At 68.2% G+C, this 23,713-nt stretch carries 19 protein-coding genes; 11 read left to right on the forward strand and 8 right to left on the reverse strand.

Features of this window, described 5'->3' with window-relative positions; translation table 11 throughout:
* Positions 1–59: 59 nt before the first annotated feature.
* From NCO8_RS08090 to NCO8_RS08105, 4 genes are all read right to left on the reverse strand, one after another.
* Positions 60–1,535 carry a restriction endonuclease subunit S domain-containing protein gene (locus NCO8_RS08090; protein WP_067637773.1) on the reverse strand — a complete coding sequence of 492 codons (1,476 nt, stop codon included), beginning with the start codon at positions 1,533–1,535 and terminating at the stop codon, positions 60–62.
* Positions 1,517–3,481 (reverse strand): type I restriction-modification system subunit M, encoded by a 1,965-nt coding sequence (locus NCO8_RS08095; RefSeq protein ID WP_067637775.1) that lies wholly within the window; start codon positions 3,479–3,481, stop codon positions 1,517–1,519. Before NCO8_RS08095 ends, NCO8_RS08090 begins: the two co-directional genes overlap by 19 nt.
* Before the next feature lie 95 nt (positions 3,482–3,576).
* Positions 3,577–4,680 carry a redox-regulated ATPase YchF gene (gene ychF, locus NCO8_RS08100; RefSeq protein WP_067637777.1) on the reverse strand — a complete coding sequence of 368 codons (1,104 nt, stop codon included), beginning with the start codon at positions 4,678–4,680 and terminating at the stop codon, positions 3,577–3,579.
* Between the two features lie 125 nt (positions 4,681–4,805).
* Positions 4,806–5,717: a quinone oxidoreductase family protein gene (locus tag NCO8_RS08105; protein ID WP_067637779.1), complete on the reverse strand. Its 912-nt coding sequence runs from the start codon at positions 5,715–5,717 to the stop codon at positions 4,806–4,808.
* 430 nt (positions 5,718–6,147) lie between these two features.
* Here NCO8_RS08105 and NCO8_RS08110 point away from each other — a divergent pair, with 430 nt between their 5' ends.
* From NCO8_RS08110 to yczE, 7 genes are all read left to right on the forward strand, one after another.
* Positions 6,148–6,990 carry a helix-turn-helix domain-containing protein gene (locus NCO8_RS08110; RefSeq protein ID WP_067637781.1) on the forward strand — a complete coding sequence of 281 codons (843 nt, stop codon included), beginning with the start codon at positions 6,148–6,150 and terminating at the stop codon, positions 6,988–6,990.
* 4 nt (positions 6,991–6,994) lie between these two features.
* Positions 6,995–7,408, forward strand: a complete 414-nt coding sequence (locus NCO8_RS08115; protein ID WP_067637783.1) for a VOC family protein — start codon at positions 6,995–6,997, stop codon at positions 7,406–7,408.
* A 122-nt stretch (positions 7,409–7,530) separates the two neighbouring features.
* On the forward strand, positions 7,531–9,786 hold the full coding sequence (locus NCO8_RS08120) for a carbon starvation CstA family protein (protein ID WP_067637785.1): 2,256 nt from the start codon (positions 7,531–7,533) through the stop codon (positions 9,784–9,786).
* On the forward strand, positions 9,783–10,031 hold the full coding sequence (locus tag NCO8_RS08125) for a YbdD/YjiX family protein (RefSeq protein ID WP_084456758.1): 249 nt from the start codon (positions 9,783–9,785) through the stop codon (positions 10,029–10,031). The genes NCO8_RS08120 and NCO8_RS08125 overlap by 4 nt, the downstream gene beginning before the upstream one ends.
* A 46-nt stretch (positions 10,032–10,077) precedes the next feature.
* On the forward strand, positions 10,078–11,565 hold the full coding sequence (locus NCO8_RS08130; protein WP_067637786.1) for an AlkA N-terminal domain-containing protein: 1,488 nt from the start codon (positions 10,078–10,080) through the stop codon (positions 11,563–11,565).
* A 14-nt stretch (positions 11,566–11,579) separates the two neighbouring features.
* Entirely contained in the window at positions 11,580–12,083 is a 504-nt protein-coding gene (locus tag NCO8_RS08135; RefSeq protein ID WP_067637788.1) for a methylated-DNA--[protein]-cysteine S-methyltransferase, read from the forward strand.
* A 147-nt stretch (positions 12,084–12,230) separates the two neighbouring features.
* Complete coding sequence (gene yczE, locus NCO8_RS08140; protein ID WP_067638000.1) at positions 12,231–12,851, forward strand: membrane protein YczE; 621 nt, start codon at positions 12,231–12,233, stop codon at positions 12,849–12,851.
* Between the two features lie 27 nt (positions 12,852–12,878).
* Here yczE and NCO8_RS08145 read toward each other — a convergent pair whose 3' ends face one another.
* Complete coding sequence (locus tag NCO8_RS08145; RefSeq protein WP_067638002.1) at positions 12,879–13,505, reverse strand: TetR/AcrR family transcriptional regulator; 627 nt, start codon at positions 13,503–13,505, stop codon at positions 12,879–12,881.
* Between the two features lie 77 nt (positions 13,506–13,582).
* Here NCO8_RS08145 and NCO8_RS08150 point away from each other — a divergent pair, with 77 nt between their 5' ends.
* A complete protein-coding gene (locus NCO8_RS08150; RefSeq protein WP_067638003.1) occupies positions 13,583–15,007 on the forward strand; it encodes an MFS transporter in 1,425 nt (474 codons plus the stop codon).
* Between the two features lies 1 nt (position 15,008).
* Here the strand turns inward: NCO8_RS08150 and NCO8_RS08155 are convergent, their stop codons facing one another.
* Both NCO8_RS08155 and NCO8_RS08160 read right to left on the reverse strand, forming a co-directional pair.
* Positions 15,009–18,557: an AAA family ATPase gene (locus NCO8_RS08155; protein WP_067637790.1), complete on the reverse strand. Its 3,549-nt coding sequence runs from the start codon at positions 18,555–18,557 to the stop codon at positions 15,009–15,011.
* Between the two features lie 13 nt (positions 18,558–18,570).
* On the reverse strand, positions 18,571–19,746 hold the full coding sequence (locus NCO8_RS08160) for an exonuclease SbcCD subunit D (protein WP_067637791.1): 1,176 nt from the start codon (positions 19,744–19,746) through the stop codon (positions 18,571–18,573).
* Positions 19,747–19,868: 122 nt separating this feature from the next.
* On the opposite strand from NCO8_RS08160, the gene NCO8_RS08165 reads away from it, so the two are divergent.
* Together NCO8_RS08165 and NCO8_RS08170 are read left to right on the forward strand one after the other, a co-directional pair.
* Positions 19,869–21,017, forward strand: a complete 1,149-nt coding sequence (locus NCO8_RS08165) for a DNA recombination protein RmuC (protein ID WP_067485693.1) — start codon at positions 19,869–19,871, stop codon at positions 21,015–21,017.
* A 51-nt stretch (positions 21,018–21,068) separates the two neighbouring features.
* Entirely contained in the window at positions 21,069–21,887 is an 819-nt protein-coding gene (locus tag NCO8_RS08170) for a DUF6542 domain-containing protein (RefSeq protein WP_218022656.1), read from the forward strand.
* Positions 21,888–21,939: 52 nt separating this feature from the next.
* Here NCO8_RS08170 and NCO8_RS08175 read toward each other — a convergent pair whose 3' ends face one another.
* Positions 21,940–22,941, reverse strand: coding sequence for a 4-hydroxy-3-methylbut-2-enyl diphosphate reductase (locus NCO8_RS08175; RefSeq protein ID WP_067637795.1), 1,002 nt, complete (start codon positions 22,939–22,941; stop codon positions 21,940–21,942).
* Between the two features lie 104 nt (positions 22,942–23,045).
* Between NCO8_RS08175 and NCO8_RS08180 the strand changes: the two genes are divergently transcribed.
* Positions 23,046–23,642, forward strand: a complete 597-nt coding sequence (locus NCO8_RS08180; RefSeq protein WP_067485687.1) for a lipid droplet-associated protein — start codon at positions 23,046–23,048, stop codon at positions 23,640–23,642.
* Positions 23,643–23,713 lie beyond the last annotated feature (71 nt).

Here is a 23,713-nt window from a genome sequence, read left to right on the forward strand (position 1 = left end):
CCACGTCCGTGTCGCGTCGGATTCGTGTTCGGTCATGACGCCCCTCCCACATCGTGCAGTCACGCATCGGCGTGAAGCGGGCGAAGCGAGCCGTGCCGACCAGTCAGGGCGGAGACGGCGTTCTCGGCCGCCTGAACGGCTTCAGTCTCCAGACGGTCAGCATGGGCACCGAGCCGCGTGGCTTCATCGCTGAGATCGGCTATGGCCTCTTCCTGAGTCGAATCGAAGCGCGGTATCAATACTTCGCGAATGTCCGGCGGATCGAGGTGCGGCACCGAAGTACCGGAGGCAAAGCGAACCACGCGGGGCCGACCGTATTCCACGTGGTTGAGCACTGTCTGGAGGTACCCAGTTCTGGCTTTGGCCTGGTCTGGGACGATGCGGATCAGGTCTTCGCTGCCGAAGGACCCGGCGTGGTTCTCGTTGAGAACCATCGTCCTACCCAGAAGGCCGTACGTCTGCCCGGAGCGAGCCATGATCATCTCCCCTGGGCGAAGCATGTACACCTCGGCATTGTCGAGAAGCCCGGCGTATATGCGCTTGGTCACAGCCGGGTTGACGTCGAACAACTCGCCCGCCGACCTGTACGTCGTGCCTTTCGGTCCGAAGTACCGCTTGAATCTCGGCGACATCGTGACGGACTCGACCACGTCTGCCAGCGGCTGGACGCAGACAGCAGCAGCCTTGACGAGTTGCTCCACGTGCAGCACATCGGAGCGATAGAACTGGCCCTCGAAACGGCGTCTTCCCGAGGTCAGCGACGACGCACTCACTCGAGTCGAGAACGATGTTTCCAATGGAATCTGCTGCGGGTTGACGAGACGCGCGTACGCAGTGTCCGCTTCCGCCTGGAGTCGACGAGAGGACTGTCGCAGCCGCAGAGCCTCGGTCGCCTTTGCGCTGATTCGTTCTCTGACGTTCGCCTCGGGCATCGCTACGGGCATGTCGAGCACATGCCCAGGCTCCAAGTGCTTGATCATGTGGCCGTACTGCGAGCTTCGCGCGATCGCGAAGAACGTCGGGGTTTTCATATAAGCGTAGAGCCAGCCGTAGTCGGCTCGATCGAGAGGCACCACGCGCAGCAGATCGTGAGTGATTACCTTGTCGAGATGCTCATCGTAAACGGCTGTCACTCGGCCGACTTCGCCTGAGCAGGACATCATGATCCAGCCGGATTCGAGATAGCGGCTCTCGGGACGCGGAACCATCGCGGTGGCGAGCCACTTGCGCACACGCGGCTGTCCCTCGAACACCTGTCCAGCGGAGAGAAAGGGTAAGCCCTTCCCGTCCTCGACCTGGTATCCCTTCAAGCGATTCGGCTGCCATACGTGCGCCATCAGCGACATCGAAACGGTCGACGACAACACCTCGAGCCCCTGCCTGAGCCCGTATCCGTCCGTCAGAAATGTGGATGCTTCAAGACGACGACTGCCATGCCTGAGTACGCGCGAACTAACAGGTGCCCACAGGACCTCCGGGGCGAGGTCCTCGCCAACGAGAGCCGGTGTCGAGATCTTCACAGCGTTCTGAGCCATGCCCTGAACTCCTCCGCGATCTGCTGAGTGTTGTCGTCGACCACTCGCTCCTTGGCGAGGTGAGTCTTCTCCTCACCGTCGCCGTCGACCGCGGTCGTCACCGCGTCCTTGGTCTCCTGAACGATCTCGAAGCCCTGGTCGTCGCGCATGAAGATCGCGTTGCCGCGCTTGTCGTGGCCGATGTGGTCGCAGATCGCCATGAAGATGTCGTAGTCGTTGATGCGGCCGGCGGCGATCTCCTCACGCACTTGCCGCTCGGTCTTCCGCTGCAGCACAAGCACCGAGGTCTGCACGCTGGTGCCCGGCTGGAACGTGTCGGGATGCAGGTCGACCGACGCGAGGACGGTGGCGTAAGTCAGGATCCACTGCCGCACGAATCCAAGGCCAGGGCTCCCGAGGATGCCGTCCGGGAGCACCACCGCGGCGCGTCCGGTTCCCGGCTTCAGGAACTGGATGCAGCGCTCGATGAAGAGGATCTCCGGCGGGCGTGAGCTGGTCTTGGTGGTCTTCATCCAGACGTCGTGCTCGTCGTCGTACTCCCAGTGGTGGCCGAGATCGAACTGCTCGAGGATCGTGGGGTCATCAATCGGGATCTTCGACCCGAACGGCGGGTTCGTCAGGATCACGTCGACCGAGCCGATGAGATCCCGCTGCCGCAGGTCTTCGGTCCATTTGGTGGGGTTGTCGAGCGAGTTCGCCTGGAACAGCCCGCCGGACCCGTCGTTGTTCATGACCATGTTCATCTTGGTCGCGCGCACGAGGTTCGGGTTGAAGTCCAGCCCGACCAGGTTGTTCTCGAGGAAGTACTTCTTGCGGTCCCGGAGCGTCTCGTCCTGGAGCTGCTTGCTGCGGCCCGACTCCCGCACCTGCTGCTTGACGGACGCGAGGACGTGGTTCATGGCCGCGATCAGGAACCCGCCCGTGCCGCAGGCCGGGTCCAGGATGAGGTCCTTGTCGCCCGGATCGAGCATGTCGACCATCATGTTGCAGACGTTGCGCGGCGTGAAGAACTCGCCGCGGTCTCCGCGAAGGTTCGAGCCGACGATTTCCTCATAGGCCTTGCCCTTGACGTCGACGTCCGATTCGAGGAGCGAGAACATCTGGAGCTGCGTGACGATGTAAGCCAGTACCTTGGGCTCGAGCTCGATCTGCTCGGACGCCTTGAAGATCTGCGGGTACTGCTTCGTGACGGCCTCGAAGAGCTTCCCGATACGGCTCGCGCACCGCATCAGACCCGTCATGTTCTGGCGCTCCTTCGGAGTCGCGTAGAACTGAGGGGACGCCGAGTCGCGCTCGTCCTGGATCTTGCAGAAGATGAGCTTCAGCAGCTCCCAGAATGCCTCCGGCTTCTGCATGCCCTGGTTGCCGGCGATGTAGCTGTGCGCGCGGCGGAACGCGAACAGCAGCGAATCTGACGCGGCGGGGCGCAGCTGATCGAACCGAGGGGTGCCGGCCTCGGTCGTGTCCCCGCTGTGCGGGATGTCAGGGATCTCGACTTCGACCCGCTTGCCGGAGGCGTCGACCTCGAACGCGAAGCTCGCCATGTCCTCGCCGTTGGTCCACATGCCGACTTCGACGTTCGGGCAGGCGGCCATGTAGCTCAGCATCTGCTCGACGCCATCCTTCTTCATGGATGGCTTCACCTTGGCGTTCTTGCACTCGATGATGAGCCACGCGGCCGACTGGGTCTGCTCGCTAGCCCTCAGACCAGGCGGGAAGACGACGATGTCGACGCGCACCCGGCGGCTGCCAAACTTGATCGGGAACTCGACTCTGATGTCGGCCTTGTCATACCCGTACTCGCGAACGAGGGACTTCAAGATCTCCTGGCGGACGTACTCCTCCGGGGTGTCCTGACGGAGCGTGACGCCATCGATGAAGTCGAGGACCTTGCCCGGTGGGACGATGGCGAAGCCGCCATGTGGTGCGACGCTCTGAATACTCACGTTGTTCTCTTTCGTCTCCGCCGCGATCGCCTGCGATCGTCTTCGATTCAACCAGTGCGAAATGGGTACCGACGTCGGGTCGTCGGCCGAAGCCGCTACTTCTTGCCGCCGCTGCCTGATGCACCTCCGTGACGGAACTCGACGACGTCGCCGTCGGCCATGATGTAGTCCTTGCCTTCCATGCGGACCTTGCCTGCGGCTTTGGCGGCGGCCATGGAGCCTGCTTCGACCAGGTCGTCGAAGGCGACGATTTCGGCTTTGATGAAGCCGCGTTCGAAGTCGGTGTGGATGACGCCTGCGGCCTTGGGGGCCGTGTCGCCCTGGTGGATGGTCCAGGCTCGGGCTTCCTTGGGGCCTGCGGTGAGGTAGGTCTGCAGGCCGAGGGTGTGGAAGCCGGCGCGGGCGAGAGCGTGCAGGCCGGGTTCGGTCTGGCCGATGGATTCGAGGAGCTCGAGGGCGGATTCGTCGTCGAGTTCGAGGAGTTCGGCTTCGACCTTGGCGTCGAGGAAGACGGCGTCGGCGGGGGCGACGGCGGCCTTCAGTTCGGCGACCTTGGCCTCGTCGGTGAGGACGGATTCGTCGGCGTTGAAGACGTAGAGGAAGGGCTTGATGGTGAGCAGCGACAGCTCACGGAGCAGCTCGGCGTCGATCTTCTTGCCCGCCGCGAACAGGGTGGTGCCCTCGTTGAGGAATCCCTCGGCCACCTTGGCGGCGTCGAGCAGGGGCTTGCGGTCCTTCTTGACGCGGGCTTCCTTCTCGAGGCGCGGGATGGCCTTCTCGAGGGTCTGCAGGTCGGCGAGGATGAGCTCGGTCTCGATGACCTCGATGTCGGCGGCGGCGTCGACCCGGCCGTCGACGTGGATCACGTCGTCGTCGGCGAATACGCGGACCACTTGGCAGATGGCGTCGGCCTCACGGATGTTGGCGAGGAACTTGTTGCCCAGGCCCGCGCCTTCGGAGGCGCCCTTCACGATGCCCGCGATGTCGACGAACGACACGACGGCGGGCACGATCCGCTCGGAGCCGAAGATCTCGGCAAGCTTGTCGAGCCGCTTGTCCGGCAACGGGACCACGCCGACGTTGGGTTCGATGGTCGCGAACGGGTAGTTCGCGGCCAGCACGTCGTTCTTGGTCAGCGCGTTGAACAGGGTCGACTTTCCGACATTGGGCAGGCCGACGATTCCGAGGGTGAGGCTCACAAGGATCAGAGTCTACGGGTCTGCCCCTACGCCGCGACCCCGCCCCGGCAGACCTTGACTCGCCCGGACAATCTCCACGCACCTGAATCAGGCCGGAGTCGCGGGGAGGCGGAACAGCGACCAGCTCAGGGAACGAGGACGACCTTGCCCAGGTTGGTGCGCTGCTCGATGACGGCGTGGGCGGCGGCCGCGTCGTCGAGGGCGAACTCGGCGTGCACGACGGGGTGCAGCAGGCCGGACGCGTCGTGCTGCCAGACCTCCTGGCGCAGGTCTTCGTAGCGGGCGGGGTCGCGCTGGGCGAGGCGGCCGATGCGGAAACCGGTGAGGGTTTTGCCGCCCGCGAGCAGGTCTTCGGTGTCGATCGCGCCGCTGCTGCCGTAGGTGACGGCGCGGCCGCCCTCGGCGAGGCCGGTGAGGGTGTTGCCGAGGTCGCTGCCGCCGACACCGTCGAGGGCGTAGTCGGCCTGCTTGCCGCAGTGCAGCTGATCGTAGGTGTACACCTCGTCGGCGCCGAGTTCACGGACGAAGCCGGCTTTGCTCTCGTCGGAGACCGCGGCGACCACCCAGCTCGCGCCGCGCACGCGGGCCAGCTGCACCGCGAGGTGGCCGACACCACCCGCGGCGGCGGTGACCAGTGCGGTCTCGCCTTCGCGCGGGGCGACGGTGTCGAGTGCGCCGAGGGCGACGAGCCCGCTGCGCATCAGGGCGACGGCGTCGACGGCGGACGCGCCGTCGGGAATCGCGGAGGCCTGGTCGACCGAGAGCAGCACGTATTCGGCGTAGGCATCGGCGTCACAGACACCGACCACGCGATAACCGGCGCTGTACCCGTCGACCCCGTCACCGACGGCGACGACCTCACCGGCCACTTCGGCCCGCAACGGCTGCGCCACGCTGATCCGCCGGATCGCCGACAGGGTGACCCCGATCGCCTCCACCCGGACCAGCAGCTCACCGGCACCGGGCACCGGCACCTCGGCCGCGACGACCTCGAGCACCTCCGGACCACTGCTGCGCTCGTACTGAACCCGCCGCATGACACCTCCTACAGAATTGGACGAAGGCGCAAGATTAACCGGCTGACCTCGTGTTTCCACACGCCCGGAATCACCGAGTGCGATATCTCACCGCACACGCCGAGACACGGAGAGCACCTTCTCGATTCGGTTACCCCACCCAGAGCACTCAGACGCGTGCTCAACAACACACTCCGCGAGGCGAACCGCAGGCGCCTCGCATCCCACCTTTGCCGCCGCTGATTCGAGTGCACCATCTGTCGACCGGCCCCGCGGTCACCACGTCCGACATTCTGCTTCGCCGCCTGTGGACGCACGGCCCTAGCAGGTCCTCGTGCCACGGCGGCGGATGCGGCTCGCCGAGGTGAACTCGAGATCACGGGCGCCATCGGTGCGATGCCGATATCGATCGTTCTGGCCGCCACTTCGGCCTCGGCGTAGCGTGACGACTATGGAGGCGACCACGGAGGTGGTGACCGCAGCCCCCGCGCCGGTTCTGGCCGCGTTCATCGACCGGTACGTGGGCTATCGCATGACGGGCTACGAACCGGGGTTGCACCGTGGTCTGCCCTCGCGGCACATGACGTTCATCGTGGCCGCCGGCCCACCGATCCAAGTCGTCGAGCAGACCGATCGGCGTCAACCACCCGGCAGCTACCGCTGTGTCCTGAGCGGACTACAAGCCGCCCCGGCGATGATCGCGCACACCGGTTTCCAGGAAGGTGTGGCCATCGAGCTCACCCCGCTCGGCAGTCGGGTGCTGTTCGGGATGCCCGCGAGCGAGATGTGGGATGTGACGATCGAATGCTCGCAAGCGCGAAGGTCTTTGGGTGATCAGCTCGCCGATGCTGTGCACGCGCACGAGGATTGGCCGAGCAGGTTCGCCGCCTGCGACCGGGCGCTCACAGCGGCGGCCCGCACCGAATCGGTCCCCGGCGCCGAATTGACCTGGGCATGGCGCACTCTCGTTGGTACGGGCGGCACCTGCCCGATCAACCCCCTCGCCGAACGCATCGGCTGGAGCAGACAACACCTCACCCGCAAGTTCACCGCCGAATTCGGTGCGAGCCCCAAACTGGCCGCGCGGATCATCCGATTCGAACGCGCCCGCCGCATGCTCGCCAACACGCCGTCGTATGTCTCGATCGCCCAGATCGCGGCCACCTGCGGCTACTACGACCAGGCGCACCTGAATCGCGACTTCGCCGAACTGGCGGGTGTGGCGCCGACAGCATGGCTGGCCGAGGAGATTCCATCCGTCCAAGACCCGGGGGCGGCCGAAGCGCGAGGCTGAGGACATGACTACTTCCACCGACACCCGCAGCACGATCTGGCCGTGCCTGGCCTTCACCGATGCCCGCGCCATGATCGAATTCCTCACCACCGCCTTCGGTTTCGAGGCGACCGCCGTCTACGCCCGCGACGACGACCCGTCGATCGTCGAACACGGCGAACTGCGCTGGCCCGAAGGCGGCGGCGTCATGTTCGGCTCCACCGGCCGCGACGACGACTCCCCCTTCTGCACCCGACCACCCGGCGTCGCCAACATCTACCTCGTCACCGACAACCCCGACGCCCTGCACACCCGCGCCACCGCCGCGGGAGCGACCATCATCCGCGGACTCCGCGACGAGGACTACGGCTCCCGCGGCTTCAGCGCCCAAGACCCCGAAGGCAACCTCTGGAGCTTCGGCACCTACGCAGGTGAATGACTGCCTGAACAAAATTTCATCTTGGGCGCGACCGTGTGTGATCCTGTCCGGCGCGCAGAGCACATCGGCTACGTTGTCGATGCTTCACCCGAGGCTCTGCGCGTTGTACAGGAGTTGAGTCAATGGCGACGACCATCGAATATCTGCGGACCGAACCGGACTTGCCTCCGGTCGGTGTCGTCGATCGCACGCCGATCACGCCCGCCAAGAAGGCTGTGTTCGCGGGGATCGGCGTGCTCGGCGCCGGCGCGTGGACCTATCTCGCGACAGCGCGCGGAGAATCCGTGAACGCGGTGTGGATCGTGATCGCGGCGGTGTGTACCTACATCATCGCGTACCGGTTCTATGCCCGGTTCATCGAATGGAAGGTGACCAAGCCGCGCGACGACGTGGCCACCCCGGCCGAGATCTACGACAACGGCAAAGACTTCATGCCGATGGACCGGCGGGTGCTCTACGGTCACCACTTCGCCGCCATCGCCGGCGCCGGTCCCCTCGTCGGTCCGGTTCTCGCAGCTCAGATGGGCTATCTGCCGGGCACCATCTGGATCGTCGTCGGTGTGGTGTTCGCCGGTGCGGTGCAGGACTACCTGGTGCTGTGGGCCTCGACGCGCAGGCGTGGTCGCAGTCTCGGCCAGATGGCGCGCGACGAGCTGGGCGCCGTAGGTGGCGTCGCGGCGATCGTCGCGATCCTGGCCATCATGACGATCCTGCTCGCGGTGCTCGCGCTGGTCGTGGTGAACGCCCTCGGCGAGAGCCCGTGGGGCGTGTTCTCGATCGCGATGACCATCCCGATCGCGCTGTTCATGGGTGTGTACCTGCGTTATCTGCGCCCGGGCAAGGTCGGCGAGGTGTCCGCGATCGGCATCGTGCTGCTGCTGGCCGCCATCGTCGGCGGTGGCTGGGTGTCGGAAACCGAGTGGGGCGCGGACTGGTTCACCCTGTCGCGCACCACCATCGCCTGGTGCCTGATCGCCTACGGCTTCTTCGCCTCGGTGCTGCCGGTCTGGTTGCTGCTGGCGCCGCGTGACTACCTGTCGACGTTCATGAAGGTCGGCACGATCGTGCTGCTCGCCGCGGGCATTCTCATCACCATGCCGGTGCTGAAGGCGCCCGCGGTGTCGGAATTCGCCTCCAGCGGTACCGGTCCGGCGTTCGCGGGCAGCCTGTTCCCGTTCCTGTTCATCACCATCGCCTGTGGTGCGCTGTCGGGCTTCCACGCGCTGGTGTCCTCGGGGACCACGCCGAAGCTGCTGGCCAAGGAATCGAATGCCCGGATGATCGGGTACGGCGGCATGCTGATGGAGTCGTTCGTCGCGGTGATGGCCATCATCACGGCCTCGATCATCGACCAGCACCTGTACTTCGGCATGAACGCGCCCGGCTCGCTCACCGGTGGCACGCCGGAGACGGCCGCCGCCTACACCAACAAGCTCGGTCTCGACGGTCCGCCCGCGACGCCGGAGCTGTTCGCCGACGCGGCGTCGGATGTCGGTGAGCAGACGATCATCTCGCGCACCGGCGGCGCCCCCACGCTGGCGGTCGGCATCTCCGAGGTCTTCCACAAGTTCCTCGGCGGCGAATCGATGAAGGCGTTCTGGTACCACTTCGCGATCATGTTCGAGGCGCTGTTCATCCTCACCACCATCGACGCGGGCACTCGTGTCGCGCGGTTCCTGGTGTCGGACGCGCTGGGCAACTTCGGCGGCGGTTTCAAGAAGTTCCGTGACCCGTCGTGGCGGGTCGGCGCGTGGGTGTGTTCGCTGCTTGTGGTCGCCGGCTGGGGTGGCGTGCTGCTGATGGGTGTCAACGATCCGTTCGGCGGCATCAACGCGCTCTACCCGCTGTTCGGTATCGCCAACCAGCTGCTGGCCGCGATCGCACTGACGGTGGTGCTCACCATCCTCGTCAAACGCGGGCAGTGGAAGTGGGCATGGATCCCCGGTATTCCGCTGGTGTGGGACCTCGTCGTCACGATGACCGCCTCCTGGCAGAAGATCTTCTCCGCCGATCCCAAGCTCGGTTACTGGAAGCAGCACAGCCTGTGCCAGGCCGCCAAGGACGCGGGCAAGGGCTGTCTGACGGCCAAGACGCCGGAGCAGGTGGAGATCGCGATCCGAAACACTTTCATCCAGGGCACGTTGTCGATCGTGTTCGCGGTGCTCGTGCTCATCGTGACCGTCGTCGGTGCGCTGGTGTGCCTGCGCGCGATCCGCACCGGTGAGGTGACCAGCTCCGAATCCGAGGAGCAGCCGTCGAAGATCTTCTCCCCCAGCGGTTTCGTGTCGACGAAGGCGGAGAAGGACGTGCAGAAGGAGTGGGACGTGCTCATCGCCGAGGGCAAGGTGACCGCGCCCGGATCGGTGCACGTGTCGTGAGTTCGGCCGGGGATGCGGGCGGGCGGTCCATCGGATCGGCCGCCCGCGCCCTCGCGCACCGCGTCTGGACGGGCGCCCGCTCGGTGGCCCGGTGGTACAGCGCGATCAACGGCGGCCAGGACTACCAGCGGTATGTGGCCCATCTGCGCCGCAATCACCCGGACCGCCCGGTCCCGTCCGAACGCGATTACTGGCGTGAACGCTATGCCGAAGCCGAGCGGAACCCCACCAACCGCTGCTGCTGAATAGGTGGCCGATTTCCGCTAGCACCGGACCGGGCGCGCTGCCATTGTGGACAACGTGACCATCACGGCTTTGGACTTCGAGCGCTGCTACCGAGCGGTGTCGACCCGCGACTCCCGTTTCGACGGGCAGTTCTTCACCGCGGTCCGCACCACCGGCATCTACTGCCGTCCCTCGTGCCCGGCGATCACGCCCAAGCGCACCAATGTGTCGTTCCTGCCCACCGCCGCCGCGGCCCAGCAGGCGGGGTACCGGGCGTGCAGGCGCTGTCTGCCCGATGCCGCGCCCGGTTCACCGCTGTGGAACGTGCGCGCCGACCTGGCCGCCCGCGCCATGCGCCTGATCGGCGACGGGGTGATCGAGCGGGGTGGTGTGCCCGAACTCGCCGCAACACTGGGCTATTCACAACGGCAATTGACCCGGGTGCTCACCACCGAGCTCGGCGCGGGACCGCTCGCGCTGGCCAGGGCGCACCGCGCGCACACCGCACGGCTGCTGATCCAGACCACCGACATGCCCATGTCGGATATCGCGTTCGCGGCCGGCTTCGCCAGCATCCGCCAGTTCAACGACACCGTGCGCGAGGTGTTCGCGGTGAGTCCGACCACGATGCGCACCGAATCGCGCCGCTCACCACGCAACGACGTGGAGGCGCCCGCCACACCCGGCCTGCTGACATTGCGGCTGCCGTATCGCGAACCGCTCGACACCGGCTGGCTGGCCTGGTTCCTGTCCGCCCACACGGTGCCGGGGATGGAGCTGTGGGAGAACGGGGTGTACACGCGCAGCCTGCGCACGCCGCACGGGCACGCGACCATCGGGTTGTCCTTCCGGCCGGGACATGTGCGGGCCGAGCTGGCCCTGCGGGATATGCGCGATCTGGCGCCGACCGTGGCCAGGGTGCGACACCTGCTCGATCTCGACGCCGATCCGCTGGGGATCGACGAGGCATTGGGGATCACGCCGAACGTCGGCGACACGAGCCCGTTCACACCGGGCATCCGCGTGCCGGGTTGCCTCGACGGACCGGAACTCTTGCTGCGCACCATGATCGGGCAGCAGATCTCGGTGCGAGCGGCGGCAACCCACACCGCGCGCCTGGTCGAGGCGCTCGGTGAACGGATCGAGGGGCCGGTACCGCTGCTGTTCCCCACGCCGGCGGCCATCGCCGAACACGGTGCCGAGGTGTTGACCGGGCCCGCTCGCCGGATCGCCGCGATCGTGTCGGCAGCGCGGGCGATCGCCGACGGCGAACTGGTACTGCATTCGGGCCGCACCGCCGACGACCTGCGCCGCGACCTGCTCGCCCTCGACGGGGTCGGCCCGTGGACCGCCGACTACGTGACCATGCGCTCCCTGGCCGACCCCGACATCCTGCTCGACACCGACCTGGTCGTCCGCCAAGGCGCCGTCCTCGCGGACATCGACCTCACCGACACCGAACGCTGGGCGCCCTGGCGCTCCTACCTGTCCATGCACCTGTGGAAGACGGCGCTCGTGCAGCGCGGCGCCGTCCCACTGCCCACGTACTCCTGACGGAAAGAGACATCATGAGCATCACGCACGCCGACTACGCCACGGTCGGCACGCCGATCGGACCGTTCACCACCCTCGTCGACGCCGACGGCGCGGTCCTGGCTTCGGGCTGGACCGCCGACGCGACCGGGTTGGCCGGCCTCGTGCACGCGAGTCTGCGACCGGCCGAACTGCGGCAACGGGATTCGCTCGGCGAGGTCACCCGCGCGGTCATCGACTATCACGCGGGCGATCTCGCCGTGATCGACGCGGTGCCGGTGCGTCAGCAGTCGGGTGAATTCCTCACGCACGCATGGGAAGTCCTGCGCAAGGTGCCCGCGGGTGAGCCGGTCACCTACACCGAGTTCGCGGGGCTGGCCGGTCGGCCCGCGGCCACCCGGGCGGCGGCCAATGCCTGTGCGCGCAATGCGGCCGCGCTGTTCGTGCCGTGTCATCGGGTGCTGCGGATCGGCGGGGCGCTCGGTGGATTCCGGTGGGGGCTCGAGGCCAAGAGGTGGTTGCTCACGCACGAAGGGTGAGGTGCGGCTTCCGCAGCTGATGGGTGTTCCGTTCGGCGCGGCATCTTCCACCCGCCGCGCCGGAGCACAGGGTTCAAGCCCAGCGCCAAGCCAGTTTTCCCTGATTGGCTATTTATTCAGGGTCCAGTAGGGCGCACGATGGTGCGCATGCTTACTCGCCGCCTGGTCGCCCTGTATGTGGGCCTGTGGTTGTACGGGACGTCCATGGCGGTGATGATCCGCGCCGGGCTCGGGCTCGATCCGTGGGACGTCTTCCATCAGGGCGTCGCCGGGCACGTGCCGTTGAGTTTCGGGATGGTGACCGCGCTGACCGGCGTTGTCGTCCTGCTCGCCTGGATCCCGCTGCGGCAGCGCCCGGGACTCGGCACCATCAGCAATGTGGTGGTGATCGGGGTGGCGGTCGACGTCGGCCTGTGGCTCATCCCGGCGGCGGAACAGCTGTGGCTGCGCGTGCTCGCCATGATTGTCGCCGTCGTGGTGAATGCGGCCGCGACGGTTCTCTACATCGGCGCCGGAATGGGTCCAGGACCGCGCGATGGACTGATGACTGGCCTGGTAGCCCGGACCGGCTGGTCGGTGTGGACGATCCGCACCGGCATCGAAACATCAGTGCTCATCACCGGCTGGCTGCTCGGCGGCAGCGTGGGGATCGGCACCGTCGTGTACGCCTTCGGCATCGGACCACTGATCCAGCTGATGATCCCCTACCTCGACGGGCGGCTGCCCGGTTTCGAACCGACGACCCGACCCGAACCCGTTCCCGCATAACGCCGGGCCGCCTTCGGCAACCCCGGGTCAGCCCCCGAGCAACTGCGCGACGAGGACCTCCGTGGCCCATCGCTGCCACTCCTGCGATGTCCACCCGCGCTCACCGACCAGGAGCCGGTAGGTTTCCGGCGCGGTGAGCGCCAGGGCGATATCGGCCGCGCGTTCCACCGACAGTCCTTCGCGCAGTGCGGCTTTCGTGGCCAGCTCGGCGGCGAGCCGTTGCTGGACGATCAGCCGTTGCTCGACATTGGTGCGCCACATCTCGGCCAGCTCCGCATCCGTCGATGCCGCCGAACGCACCACCTCGAGCAGCGGTGCGACCCGCGCCAGAATCTCGGCCGCCGCGACGACCTGTAACCGGATCTGTTCGCGCGCTGGTGCGGCCAGCGCCTCGGCGAACCACGGACGGTCCATGGTGGCGATCGGCTCGGCATCGCCCGCGATGTCGGTGTCGAGCAATTCGACGAGGATCGCGCGCTTGTTCGCGAACGTGAAGTACAGCGACTGAACGGCCATGCCCGCCCGCTCGGCGATGGCTTTCATGGTGGTCGCCGCATACCCGCGTTCGATGAACAACTCCCTGGCCGCGCTGAGCATGCGAGTTCGGTTCGCGGTGGTCTTCGCCGCGCGGACTCCTGCGGTGCGTTCGCTCATGCCGAGCATCCTACTTGACTAGAGCGCAACTCTAGTGACACTCTCGCTAGAGTTACGCTCTAGTGAAAGGTGCGGTCATGTCCGACCCTGCTCCCACAGCCTCTCGGGATCGGTGGATCCTGCTGTTGATCACCGCCGTAGAACTCGTCGTCTTCCTCGACACCACCGTGCTCAACGTCGCGCTCCCGTCCATCGGCGCCGACCTCGGCCTCACCGAATCCGGACTCGGCTGGGTCACCAACGCCTACCTGCTCGCCTTCGGCGGTTGCCTGCTGCTCGGCGGGCGAACGACCGATCTGGTCGGGCCGCGGCGCATGTTCACCCTCGGCCTCGGGCTGTTCACCCTCGCCTCGCTGGTAGCCGGCCTCAGCCCGTCGGCCGGATTGCTGATCGGGGCGCGCGCCGCCCAGGGTGTCGGTGCCGCACTGCTGATCCCGGCCCAATTGGCGCTGCTCACAGCGATTTTCACGACACCTGCCGCCCGCAATCGGGCCTTCGGAGTGTGGAGCGCGATGGGGGCGGCGGGCGCCGCGATCGGCACGGCCGTCGGCGGCCCGCTCACCGACCTGTTCGGGTGGCCCTCGATCTTCCTGATCAATGTGCCGGTCGGTCTGCTGGCCCTGGTGGGGGTGGTGCTGTTGCCGGTCGACACTCAGCGGGTAGGCAGCGCGTTGCGTGAGCTCGATCTACCCGGTGCAGTCACCGCGACCACGGCACTGCTGTTGCTCGGGTACGGGATCGGTGCGCTCGGCGAGCCGACGCCCGGTACGGGACCGGCCCTGATGCTCGCGGCGGGCGCTGTGCTGCTGGCGATCTTCGTGCTGATCCAGGCGCGCAGCCGCCACCCGTTGATGCCGCTGGAGCTGTTCCTGGTCCGCCAGGTGAGTGGGTCGGCGGCGGTCAATTTCCTCGTCGGTGCCGCGCATGTGCCGGTGTTCGCCCTGGTCGCGCTGTATCTGCAACATACCCAGCACTACAGCCCGACCCTGTCCGGGTTGGCGGTGCTGCCGGTGGCGGTGGTCAACATCGTCATCTCGCGGACGCTGCTGCCCGCGCTGCTCGACCGGTTCGGTGCGCGCTGGGTGCTCACCGCCGGTCTGGGGCTGCAAGCACTGGCCATGCTCTGGTTCGCCAGGCTCCCCGAGCACGCCGGGTACCTCGTCGACATCCTGCCGGGAGCCGTCCTGCTCGGCATCGGGCTGCCTGCCGCGTTCGTGGGCGTCACCGCGCCCGCCGTCACCGCCGTCGGTGAATCCGCGGCGGGCACCGCGGCCGGGATCGTCAACACAGCGGGCCGGATCGGGTCGGGTATCGGCGTCACCGCCTTGCTGCTGCTCGCCCAAGAAGTGACCGAATCCTCCACTGCCGCACCGGGGAATGCCTACCGGGCGGGGTTGTCGGCAGCCTTCGTCGCGGCCGCCGCGCTGGCAACGCTCGGCGCCGTCCTCGCCGCCACCGCGCTGCGCCCGACGCCCGCGAAGGAGGTGGCGCCGGTCGGGTAGGTCAGGCGACGGTGGTTTTGAGGTGAGAGCCGTTGCGGCCGCGTAGGACGTGGAGGCGGGTGGGGATGCGTTGGCGCATTTCGTCGACGTGGCTGACCACGCCGACTACGCGGCCGCCGGCGCGCAGTTCGTCGAGGACGCCCATGACGGCATCGAGGGTATCGGCGTCGAGGCTGCCGAAACCCTCGTCGATGAACAGGGTGTCGAGGGTGACGCCACCGGCTTCGGCGGCGACCACGTCGGCCAGGCCGAGCGCCAAAGCGAGTGAGGCCATGAAGGTTTCGCCGCCGGAGAGGGTTTTCGCCGAACGGACGGAGCCGGTGTAGTCGTCGCGCACGTCGAGCCCGAGTCCGCCGCGCCTGCCGCGTGGACCGGCCTTGTCCGAGTGGACGAATTCGTAACGGCCACCCGACATCCGGCGCAACCGCACCGACCCCGCCACCGCCACTTCCTCGAGCCGCGCGGCAAGCACATAGGACCGCAACGACATTCGCCGATTGTTCTCGCCGCGCCCGGCGACCACCTCGGCCAACCCGGCCAGCTCGTCGAATTCCCGCTGTTCGGGTGCGATCCGCTCCACCTCACCCCAGAGCTGGGTACTCAGCTGTTCGAGCTGGGCGACACGCTCGGTCGCCGCCGACTGCGCGGCGACCGCCGAAGTGAGCGCATTCTGGGCCAGCGCGAACCGCTGCTCCCATTCGACCGGATCACCCGGAACACGCTCGGCCACAGCCTGAATCTCCGGCTCGGCCAACACCGCCTCGGCGTGCGCCCGCGCCCGGTCGGCGGCGGTGAGCTCGGCCTCGATCTCCGTCTGCTGCCGGGCTGTCCGAGCAGCCGCCCCGACGACCTGTGCACAGGCGGTGAGCAAGGCTATGTCGTCCCGCGGCGCGACCGGCTCGTCGGCCGGCTCTTCGTCGTCGGCCTCCTCGTCGAAAAGGTCGAACAGCGTCGGCGTCACCGGGGCAGCCGCGTTTCGGGGTGTGCGAGGCGGGGTTTCCGGTGTGTCGGACGAGTGGTTCGCGGCCGGTCCCTCGGGTGTCGGCGACGCATCTTGTGGGAGGAATCCCGCTGCCGCCGCGAGGTTTTCGACGCGGGTGGCGATGCGGGTGACGGCTGTGCGGGCGGCGGATTCCGCGGTTCGGGCGTCGCGCAGGGCGGTGGCTGCGGTGATGAGGGATTCGAGGCGAGCGGCGCGGGCGTCGACGGAGATGTCCGCCCCCGCCGCGGTGCGCAGGCGGGCGGTGAGTTCGTCGAGACGGGTGCGGGTGGTCGCGATATTGGCGGTGACGGTGCCGAGGCGGGCGTCCAGGTCGCGGGACTGCTCGTGCAGGGCCGACTCTTCGCTGCGCAGGGTTTCGAGGCGTGTGGTCAGGGCGGTCGCCTGATTCGCGGTGTCGGTGGCGTCTTCGAAGCGGTGGGTGGCGGTGCGGACGGCGTCGGCGAGGGTGACGGGATCGGCGGCGCCACCGCGCGCGGTGAGCGCTTCGATCTCGCGTTCCAGGGTGGCGATGCGCTGGGCGACTCGGTCGCGTGCGGCCTCGGCGGCCTGCTCGGCGACCACTGCGGCGTCTTCGGCGTCCTTGGACACGGCGTCGTCGGTCGGCCGGGCCGGTTCGGGGTGTTCGGCGGAACCACAGACCGTGCACGGCGCGCCATCGACCAACGCGCCCGCGAGCTCGGCAGCCATCCCCGCCAGGCGCCGCGAACGCAGGTCGAGCACCTGCTCCCGCGCATCGAGGTGGGCTCGCCGTGCCTCGTCGAGCTCGGCCTGCGCCCGGTCCAGAGCCGGTCGCTTGGTGGTCAATTCGACGGCAGCGGCCGCCGAGTCCTGCCATTTCGACAGGTCGTTGCGCAACCCCGGCAGCGCGGCGGCGGCATCGGTCGCCTCCCGCAACTGCTCCTGCGCCGAGGCGATCATCGCGGGCAGTTCCTCGCGCCGACGCGCCAGCTCCCCGGCCCGCCGCGTCAACCGTTCGGCTTCCGCCTCGTGCGCCGCGAGATCCCCCGCCAGCTGTCTTGCGGTCACCGCCTCGGCCCGCACCTCCCCGAGAACGCCGATCAGCGCGTTCCACCGACTGACAGCCCCGTCGAGATCTCCCGCGACATCCCGCACCGGACCAGCCGCGACGCCCCCTGATGACGCGTCGCGCACGCCGCCGCCGTTCGCACCATGCACGCCACGGCCGTTCGCCCCGCTGCGGTGGCCGGTCTCTCCATCGGTATCAGTCGAGCGCGGCCGGACCGACCGCACCTCCTGTTCACGCGAACCATCGAGCGAAGACGCCATCGGGTCCTCGAGGTGATGGCTCGAGCCGCCATCGGCGACACCCTCAGCTTGCCCTGACCCGTCGACCGCCGAGCGCGTATCCGCAGCGTGCGGACGACGATCGGAAGCCGTACGCGCATTCCCCGCCGCGTCCGATCGCGGGTTCCGTTGGGCCTCATCGGGCTCGTCGGTGATCACGGTCAGCAGGTCGAGACCGGGTAGGTCGGCAGCGGCTTCGGCGCGTAGTTGGGTGGCCAGTTCGGTGGCGGCGGCGCGCGTGGCGGTTTCGGCGCGGCGCAGGTCGCGGACGACGGTCCGGGCCTCGTCGATGGCCTGGACGACGGGTTCGGCGCGACGAGCCTGGTCGAGTTCGCGTTCCAGGGCAGCGCGGTGGGCAGCGGCAGCGGTGTAGGCCTCGAGTTCGGACCTGGCCGCCCGCATCCGGGCATGGAGTTCGGTGATGCGGCGCTGCTCGTCGGCTTCGGCGCGGGCGGCGTCGGATTCCTTCTGGCGCAGTTCGGTATTCGCGATGGCCTCGGCCAATTCGTGGCGAGCTGTGGAGAGCAGATCCTGTGACCAGCTCACCGCGTCGGGCAGCCCGACCGATTCCGCGCCGCCGTACCCGGCCGCCATTCCCACCTTCGTGATGAGCCGGTCGATGCCCTGTCTCAGCACCCCGAGTTCGGCTTCGGCGGTGCGTCTGCGATCGGCCAGCCACCGCTCGGCCGTGCCGAAACGCTGTGTGTCGAAGAGCTTTTCGAGCAGCTTCTCGCGATCCTCGTTCTCCGCCCGCAGGAACCGGGCGAAATCGCCCTGCGGGAGCAGCACCACCTGGAAGAACTGGTCGGCGCTCATGCCGAGCAGCCGCAGCACCTCGTCGCCGATGTCGGTGATGCGCGAGAGGTTTTCGCCGCTGCCGTCGAGCCAGGTGAGTGTGGCCTTGGGCTGGGAGACCCGGGTGCCGGATCCGTCGCGCTTGGGTCGTTCGAACTCGGGCACGCGCGTCAGTCGCAGCTTGCGACCGCCGAGGGTCGCCTCGAGGCTCACCTGTGGTGGGGTGAGCCGGTCGGCGTGGTCGGAGTGCAGGCGTTTGCTCTCACCGCGCGCACCGGGCACCTTGCCGTAGAGCGCGAAGGCGATGGCGTCGAGAACCGTGGTCTTGCCCGCGCCGGTGTGCCCGTGCAGCAGGAACAGCCCGTCGGCGCCGAGCTCGTCGAAGTCGACGACCGTGGTGTCGGCGAAGGGGCCGAACGCGGTCATCTCCAGCCGGTGCAGTCTCACGCGGCGTCCCCGGTCACGCCGAGAGCTCCGCCGCTAGTGGTTCCGGGCTCGGCGGATCGGGCTCGCTCACCGCGGCGGCCAGAGCTCGTTCCACCCATGCCAATTCCCCCTCGGTCGGTTCCCCACGCACATCGGACAGGAAGCTCGCGGCCACCTCGGTGTCGCGGCGGCCGTGCACCCGCTCGCGATACCGCAACTCCGGATTACCCTCCGGCCGAACCCATTCCACATGCACGGCATGCGGAAAACGTTCCCGCAGCTTGCGCATGGGGTCGACCGGCCGCGCGGTGTCGGTGAGCGTGGCCGACACATAATGCTCCACCGCACCGAGATGCTCGTCGGCGGTGAGTAGTTCGTCGAGGGTGCCGGTGAGCCTGCTCAGCCCCCGCACCAGCGGCAGATCGTGACGGCGCACCTCGGCCAGCCCGTTCTCGTCCAGGTCGACGATCCACACCGCCTTGCGATGTGAGCTCTCGCCGAACGAATACGGCAGCGGAGAACCGCTGTAGCGCACCGACTCCGACAGCGTCTGCGGCGAATGCAGGTGCCCCAGCGCCACGTAGTCGATGCCGTCGAAGGCCGTCATCGACACCGTCTCCACCCCACCGACCGAGATCGACCGCTCCGACCCGGTGGCCGCCCCGCCGACGACGAACGCGTGCGCGAGCACCACCGACCGAGCCCCCGACCGCCCCCTCAGATCGGCATTGATCCGCGTCATCGCCGCCTGCAGGATCTCCTCGTGCGAGCGCGCCTGCGGCACACCGAGTTCGGCACGGGTGATCTCCGGCTCCAGGTACGGAATCCCGTAGAACACCACCTCACCGTGGCTGTCGGCCAGACGGACGGGTTTGTCGACATCGGCGACCCGCGTGCACAGATGCAGCCCGCCAGCGGCCGCGAAGCTCGCGCCCGCACCGAGCCGGGCGGGCGAATCGTGGTTGCCGGAGGTGGCGATGATGGTCGCCCCCGCGGCGCGGATCGCCTCGAAACCGCGATTGCACACCGCGATCGCGTCGGCCCCGGGAATGGAGCGGTCGTAGATGTCGCCGGGAACCACCACCACGTCGACGGATTCGGCGGCGACCAGGTCGGCGACGGCCGTGAGTGCGCGCGCCTGATCCGACAGCAGGTCGACACCGTGGAAGGTGCGCCCGATGTGCCAATCGGAGGTGTGCAGGATCCGCATGCCGCGAACCGTAGGCCAGTGCACCGACAGAATTCAATCGACGCACTACAACCGTGTCATTTCGCCGACACGGTTGCCCGGGGATTGCGAACTTGTCGGTGCCCTCGGGCAGTATCGCCGCCATGACCGCTTCGATGCTCGTCGCGCTCGTCCTGGTTTTCGCCGCAGGCCTCGGTCTCGGCTGGTTGGGCCATGCGGCCCGCGGCGGGCAGCGCGCCGCGGTCGCCGAGGCCCGGCTCGCCGCCGCCGAGGACAACCAGCGGTTGCTCCAACAGTCGCTGCGTGCGGCGAACGAGGATGCCGCGCGCAGGCATTCGGCCGCCGTCGGCGCGCTGGTCGACCCGCTGCGCGACGCGGTCGGCGCGCTCGAACAGCAGATCCGGCAGGTGGAGCACCATCGCATCGACGCCTATTCGGGACTGCGCGAACAGGTCGCGGGGATGCAGCGCACCTCGCATCGGCTCTCCGATCAGACCGGGCAACTCGTCGCCGCGCTGCGCGCTCCACAAGTACGTGGACGCTGGGGTGAGATCCAGCTCGAACGGGTCGTGGAACTGGCGGGCATGACAAGGCACTGCGATTTCGACACCCAGGTCACCCGGGCGGGCGGCGACGACCGGGGCGCGGTGCGACCCGACCTGGTCGTGCGGCTGGCGGGCGGTAGGCACATCGTCGTCGACGCGAAAGTTCCCTTCACCGCCTACCTGGACGCGGCGACCAGTGAGGATCCGGGCGAGCGCACCCGATTACTGACCAGGCACGCCAAGCAGCTGCGCGCCCACGTCGACCAGCTGGCCGACAAGGCGTACTGGGCGGCCTTCGACCCGGCGCCGGAGTTCGTCGTGCTGTTCGTCCCCGGCGACCCGTTCCTCGACGCCGCCCTGACCACCGACGCCGAGCTGCTCGAGTACGCGTTCGGCCGGAACGTGATCCTCGCGACGCCGACCACGCTCATCGCCCTGCTGCGCACGGTCGCGTTCAGCTGGCGTCAGGAAGCCCTCTCGCGCGATATGGCAACGGTGCAGCAATTGGGCAAGGAGCTCTACACCCGCATCGGCAAGGTCGCCGAACACCTCGACACCCTCGGCCTGAATCTCGGTAAGGCCGTAGCGGCTTTCAACGCCGCCGTCGGCTCGGTGGAGTCGCGGGTGCTGGTCACCGCGCGCCGGATGCACGATCTCGGCATCGCCGATCAGGAGCTCCCGGCAATCCGGCTCGCCGAGACCCGGCCCCGGGTGGTGGCCTTCGCCGACGCCGAGGATCGCCGCTGAGTTCTCCGTGCCGCGACCGCAACACGGTCGTCATGCGGTTAGTGTCATAGGGTGGCTGCTTCCCAACGTGCGCGACCCCGGGTGCCCGCGCCGCAACGTTCGATCATGCCCTCGGTGCCCGGCATCGCCGCGTGGGCGGCGATCGCGCTCGCCGTCGGCGCGACGACGCTCGGCTTCCTGATCGACGCGCTGGGCGACGAAGACTTCCCGACCACCACGTTCTCGGTGTTCTATGTGCTCGGGTGTGTGCTCGCGGTCTGCGCGGTGCGGGCTCGTGGCCTGTTCGCCACCATGGTGATGCCGCCGCTGCTGCTGTTCGTCGCTGTTCCGGTGGCCTGTCAGCTGCTCGGCGGCCGGAGCACCACGTCCATCAAGGACGTGCTGATGAACCTGGTCATCCCGCTGGTCGAACGCTTCCCGACGATGGCGCTGGCCACCCTGCTCGTCGCCGTGATCGGTGGCGTCCGCATCGCCCTCGCCAAGCGCGCGCCCGCCACGGCGCGACCGGCGACGGAACGACGAAGCGCCCGCAAGACCACGAGCCGTCGCCCCGAACCGGTGGCCCGGAACCTGGCCGACGCCGCGCGAAAGCGGCCGCGGCGGACCGGCGTCCTCGACGACCCGGATACCGAGGTCGACCTGTCGAGCCCGGCGCGTCGCCCGGCCCGCGGCGCCGACCCGAAACGCGCGCCGACCGCCGCACGCACCCGCGAACCGCGTACGCCACGCGCGGCAGCCCCACGCGAACCCGAACCGGCCCGCACGAGTCGCAGGCGCGGCGACGCACCGCCGCACCCGCAGCCGAACGTGCGCTACCGCGATCGCGCCGATTCCGCCCGCACCGAACGGCGCCGCCCCGACAGCCTCTGAACACACGAAAATCCCCGCCGCGATCCTGGGAGCGGCGGGGATTTCTCGTCTGTCAGCGACGCGCGGGACGCAGCTCGCGCGGCAGGGAGAACACCAGCGTCTCGTTGGCCGTGGTCACCGGCTGCACCTCACCGAAGCCGTGCTCGGCGAGCAGGTCGAGCACACCGGTCACGAGGATCTCGGGTACCGACGCGCCCGAGGTGACGCCGACGGTCCGCACGCCGTCGAGCCAGGCCGGGTCGATCTCGCGGGCGTAGTCGATCAGATGCGCGGCCCGCGCACCCGCCCCGAGCGCCACCTCGACCAACCGCACCGAGTTCGAGGAGTTGCGCGAACCGACGACGATCACCAGATCGCATTCGGGCGCCATCGCCTTCACCGCGGTCTGGCGGTTGGAGGTGGCGTAGCAGATGTCGTCGCTCGGCGGGTCCTGCAGAGTCGGGAACCGCTGACGCAGCCGCTCGACGGTCTCCATCGTCTCGTCGACCGACAGCGTGGTCTGCGACAACCAGATCACCTTCGCCGGATCGCGCACCGTCACCCGGTCCACCGAGTCGGGGCCGTCGACGAGCTGCACGTGCTGCGGCGCCTCACCGGCGGTGCCCTCGACCTCCTCGTGCCCCTCGTGCCCGATCAGCAGGATGTCGTAGTCGTCGCGGGCGAAGCGCTTGGCCTCCTGGTGCACCTTGGTGACCAGCGGGCAGGTGGCGTCGATGGTGCGCAGGTTGCGTTCGGCGGCGGTCTCGTGCACGGTCGGCGCGACACCGTGCGCGGAGAACACCACGAGCGCGCCCTCGGGCACCTCGTCGGTCTCGTCGACGAAGATCACCCCGCGCTCACGTAAGGTCTCGACCACGTGCCGGTTGTGCACGATCTCCTTGCGCACATAGATCGGCGCGCCGTGCTGTTCCAAAGCCTTCTCGACCGTCTCGACAGCACGATCGACGCCTGCGCAGTACCCGCGCGGCTCGGCCAGCAGCACGCGCTTGGCACCGGCATCCGCCGCGCTCGCCGAGCGCGTGATACCGACGTTCAAGGGGATTGCCGAGGTCATAGTGCACAGCTTACGTGCGTGGCCAGGGGCGGCCGAAGGGGCATAGATCACATCAGGGTGGTCGGGATCTTTGCATCACAGCCGCTTTGGGGCAGGCTGGGATCATGTTTCGACCTCCGTTTCTGGCTCGGGTCGCCGCCGGCGCCGCCGTATACGCCTTAGAAGAGACCCGGCGGCTGCCCGTCGCCGCGGTCCAATTCCCGATCACCGCCATCAGTCGCGTGCTGCAGACGACCATGCACGTGCAGCAGTTCGTCACCAGCCTCGCGCTCAAGGGTGACGCCGTGTTCGAGCGGCTCGGCTCGCCCGCGCAGGAGCAGCCGGAGTGGGCGACCTTCGACGAGGATCTCGCGCCCGCCGCCACGACCAACGGTCACGCCAGCAAGTTCGACCTGTTCGCCGAGGACGCTCCCCGGTCCCAGACCAACGGTCAGGCCGTGCCCGCGTCGCTGCTGGTGCTCGAGACCGAGAACGAGACCGTCGAACCCGCCGCCGAGGAAGCGCCCGAGGAGGTCGAGGCACCCGAGGTCGCCATCCGCTACGACTACCCCTCGATGACGCTGGCCCAGCTGCGCGCCCGCCTGCGCATGCTCAGCGTCGAGGAGCTCGAGCAGCTGCTGGCCTTCGAGCAGCAGACCCGCGCCCGCGCGCCCTTCGTCACCATGCTCACCAACCGCATCGCCACCGTGCAGGCCAAGTAGCGACACTCCACTGCCGAGGCGGCCGCGATCCAACGGGACGCGGCCGCCTTTTCGTTTGTCGGTGCCCTCCC

The sequence above is a fragment of the Nocardia coubleae NBRC 108252 genome (genome assembly GCF_001612805.1).
GTDB lineage: Bacteria > Actinomycetota > Actinomycetes > Mycobacteriales > Mycobacteriaceae > Nocardia > Nocardia coubleae.

Bases quoted from the DNA above. Each gene is read 5' to 3' on its own strand.
- NCO8_RS08090 (WP_067637773.1), bottom strand. From the start codon at position 1,535: ATGGCTCAGAACGCTGTGAAGATCTCGACACCGGCTCTCGTTGGCGAG.
- NCO8_RS08105 (WP_067637779.1), bottom strand. From the start codon at position 5,717: ATGCGGCGGGTTCAGTACGAGCGCAGCAGTGGTCCGGAGGTGCTCGAG.
- NCO8_RS08110 (WP_067637781.1), top strand. From the start codon at position 6,148: ATGGAGGCGACCACGGAGGTGGTGACCGCAGCCCCCGCGCCGGTTCTG.
- NCO8_RS08115 (WP_067637783.1), top strand. From the start codon at position 6,995: ATGACTACTTCCACCGACACCCGCAGCACGATCTGGCCGTGCCTGGCC.
- NCO8_RS08120 (WP_067637785.1), top strand. From the start codon at position 7,531: ATGGCGACGACCATCGAATATCTGCGGACCGAACCGGACTTGCCTCCG.
- NCO8_RS08135 (WP_067637788.1), top strand. From the start codon at position 11,580: ATGAGCATCACGCACGCCGACTACGCCACGGTCGGCACGCCGATCGGA.
- yczE (WP_067638000.1), top strand. From the start codon at position 12,231: ATGCTTACTCGCCGCCTGGTCGCCCTGTATGTGGGCCTGTGGTTGTAC.
- NCO8_RS08145 (WP_067638002.1), bottom strand. From the start codon at position 13,505: ATGAGCGAACGCACCGCAGGAGTCCGCGCGGCGAAGACCACCGCGAAC.
- NCO8_RS08150 (WP_067638003.1), top strand. From the start codon at position 13,583: ATGTCCGACCCTGCTCCCACAGCCTCTCGGGATCGGTGGATCCTGCTG.
- NCO8_RS08160 (WP_067637791.1), bottom strand. From the start codon at position 19,746: ATGCGGATCCTGCACACCTCCGATTGGCACATCGGGCGCACCTTCCAC.
- NCO8_RS08165 (WP_067485693.1), top strand. From the start codon at position 19,869: ATGACCGCTTCGATGCTCGTCGCGCTCGTCCTGGTTTTCGCCGCAGGC.
- NCO8_RS08175 (WP_067637795.1), bottom strand. From the start codon at position 22,941: ATGACCTCGGCAATCCCCTTGAACGTCGGTATCACGCGCTCGGCGAGC.
- NCO8_RS08180 (WP_067485687.1), top strand. From the start codon at position 23,046: ATGTTTCGACCTCCGTTTCTGGCTCGGGTCGCCGCCGGCGCCGCCGTA.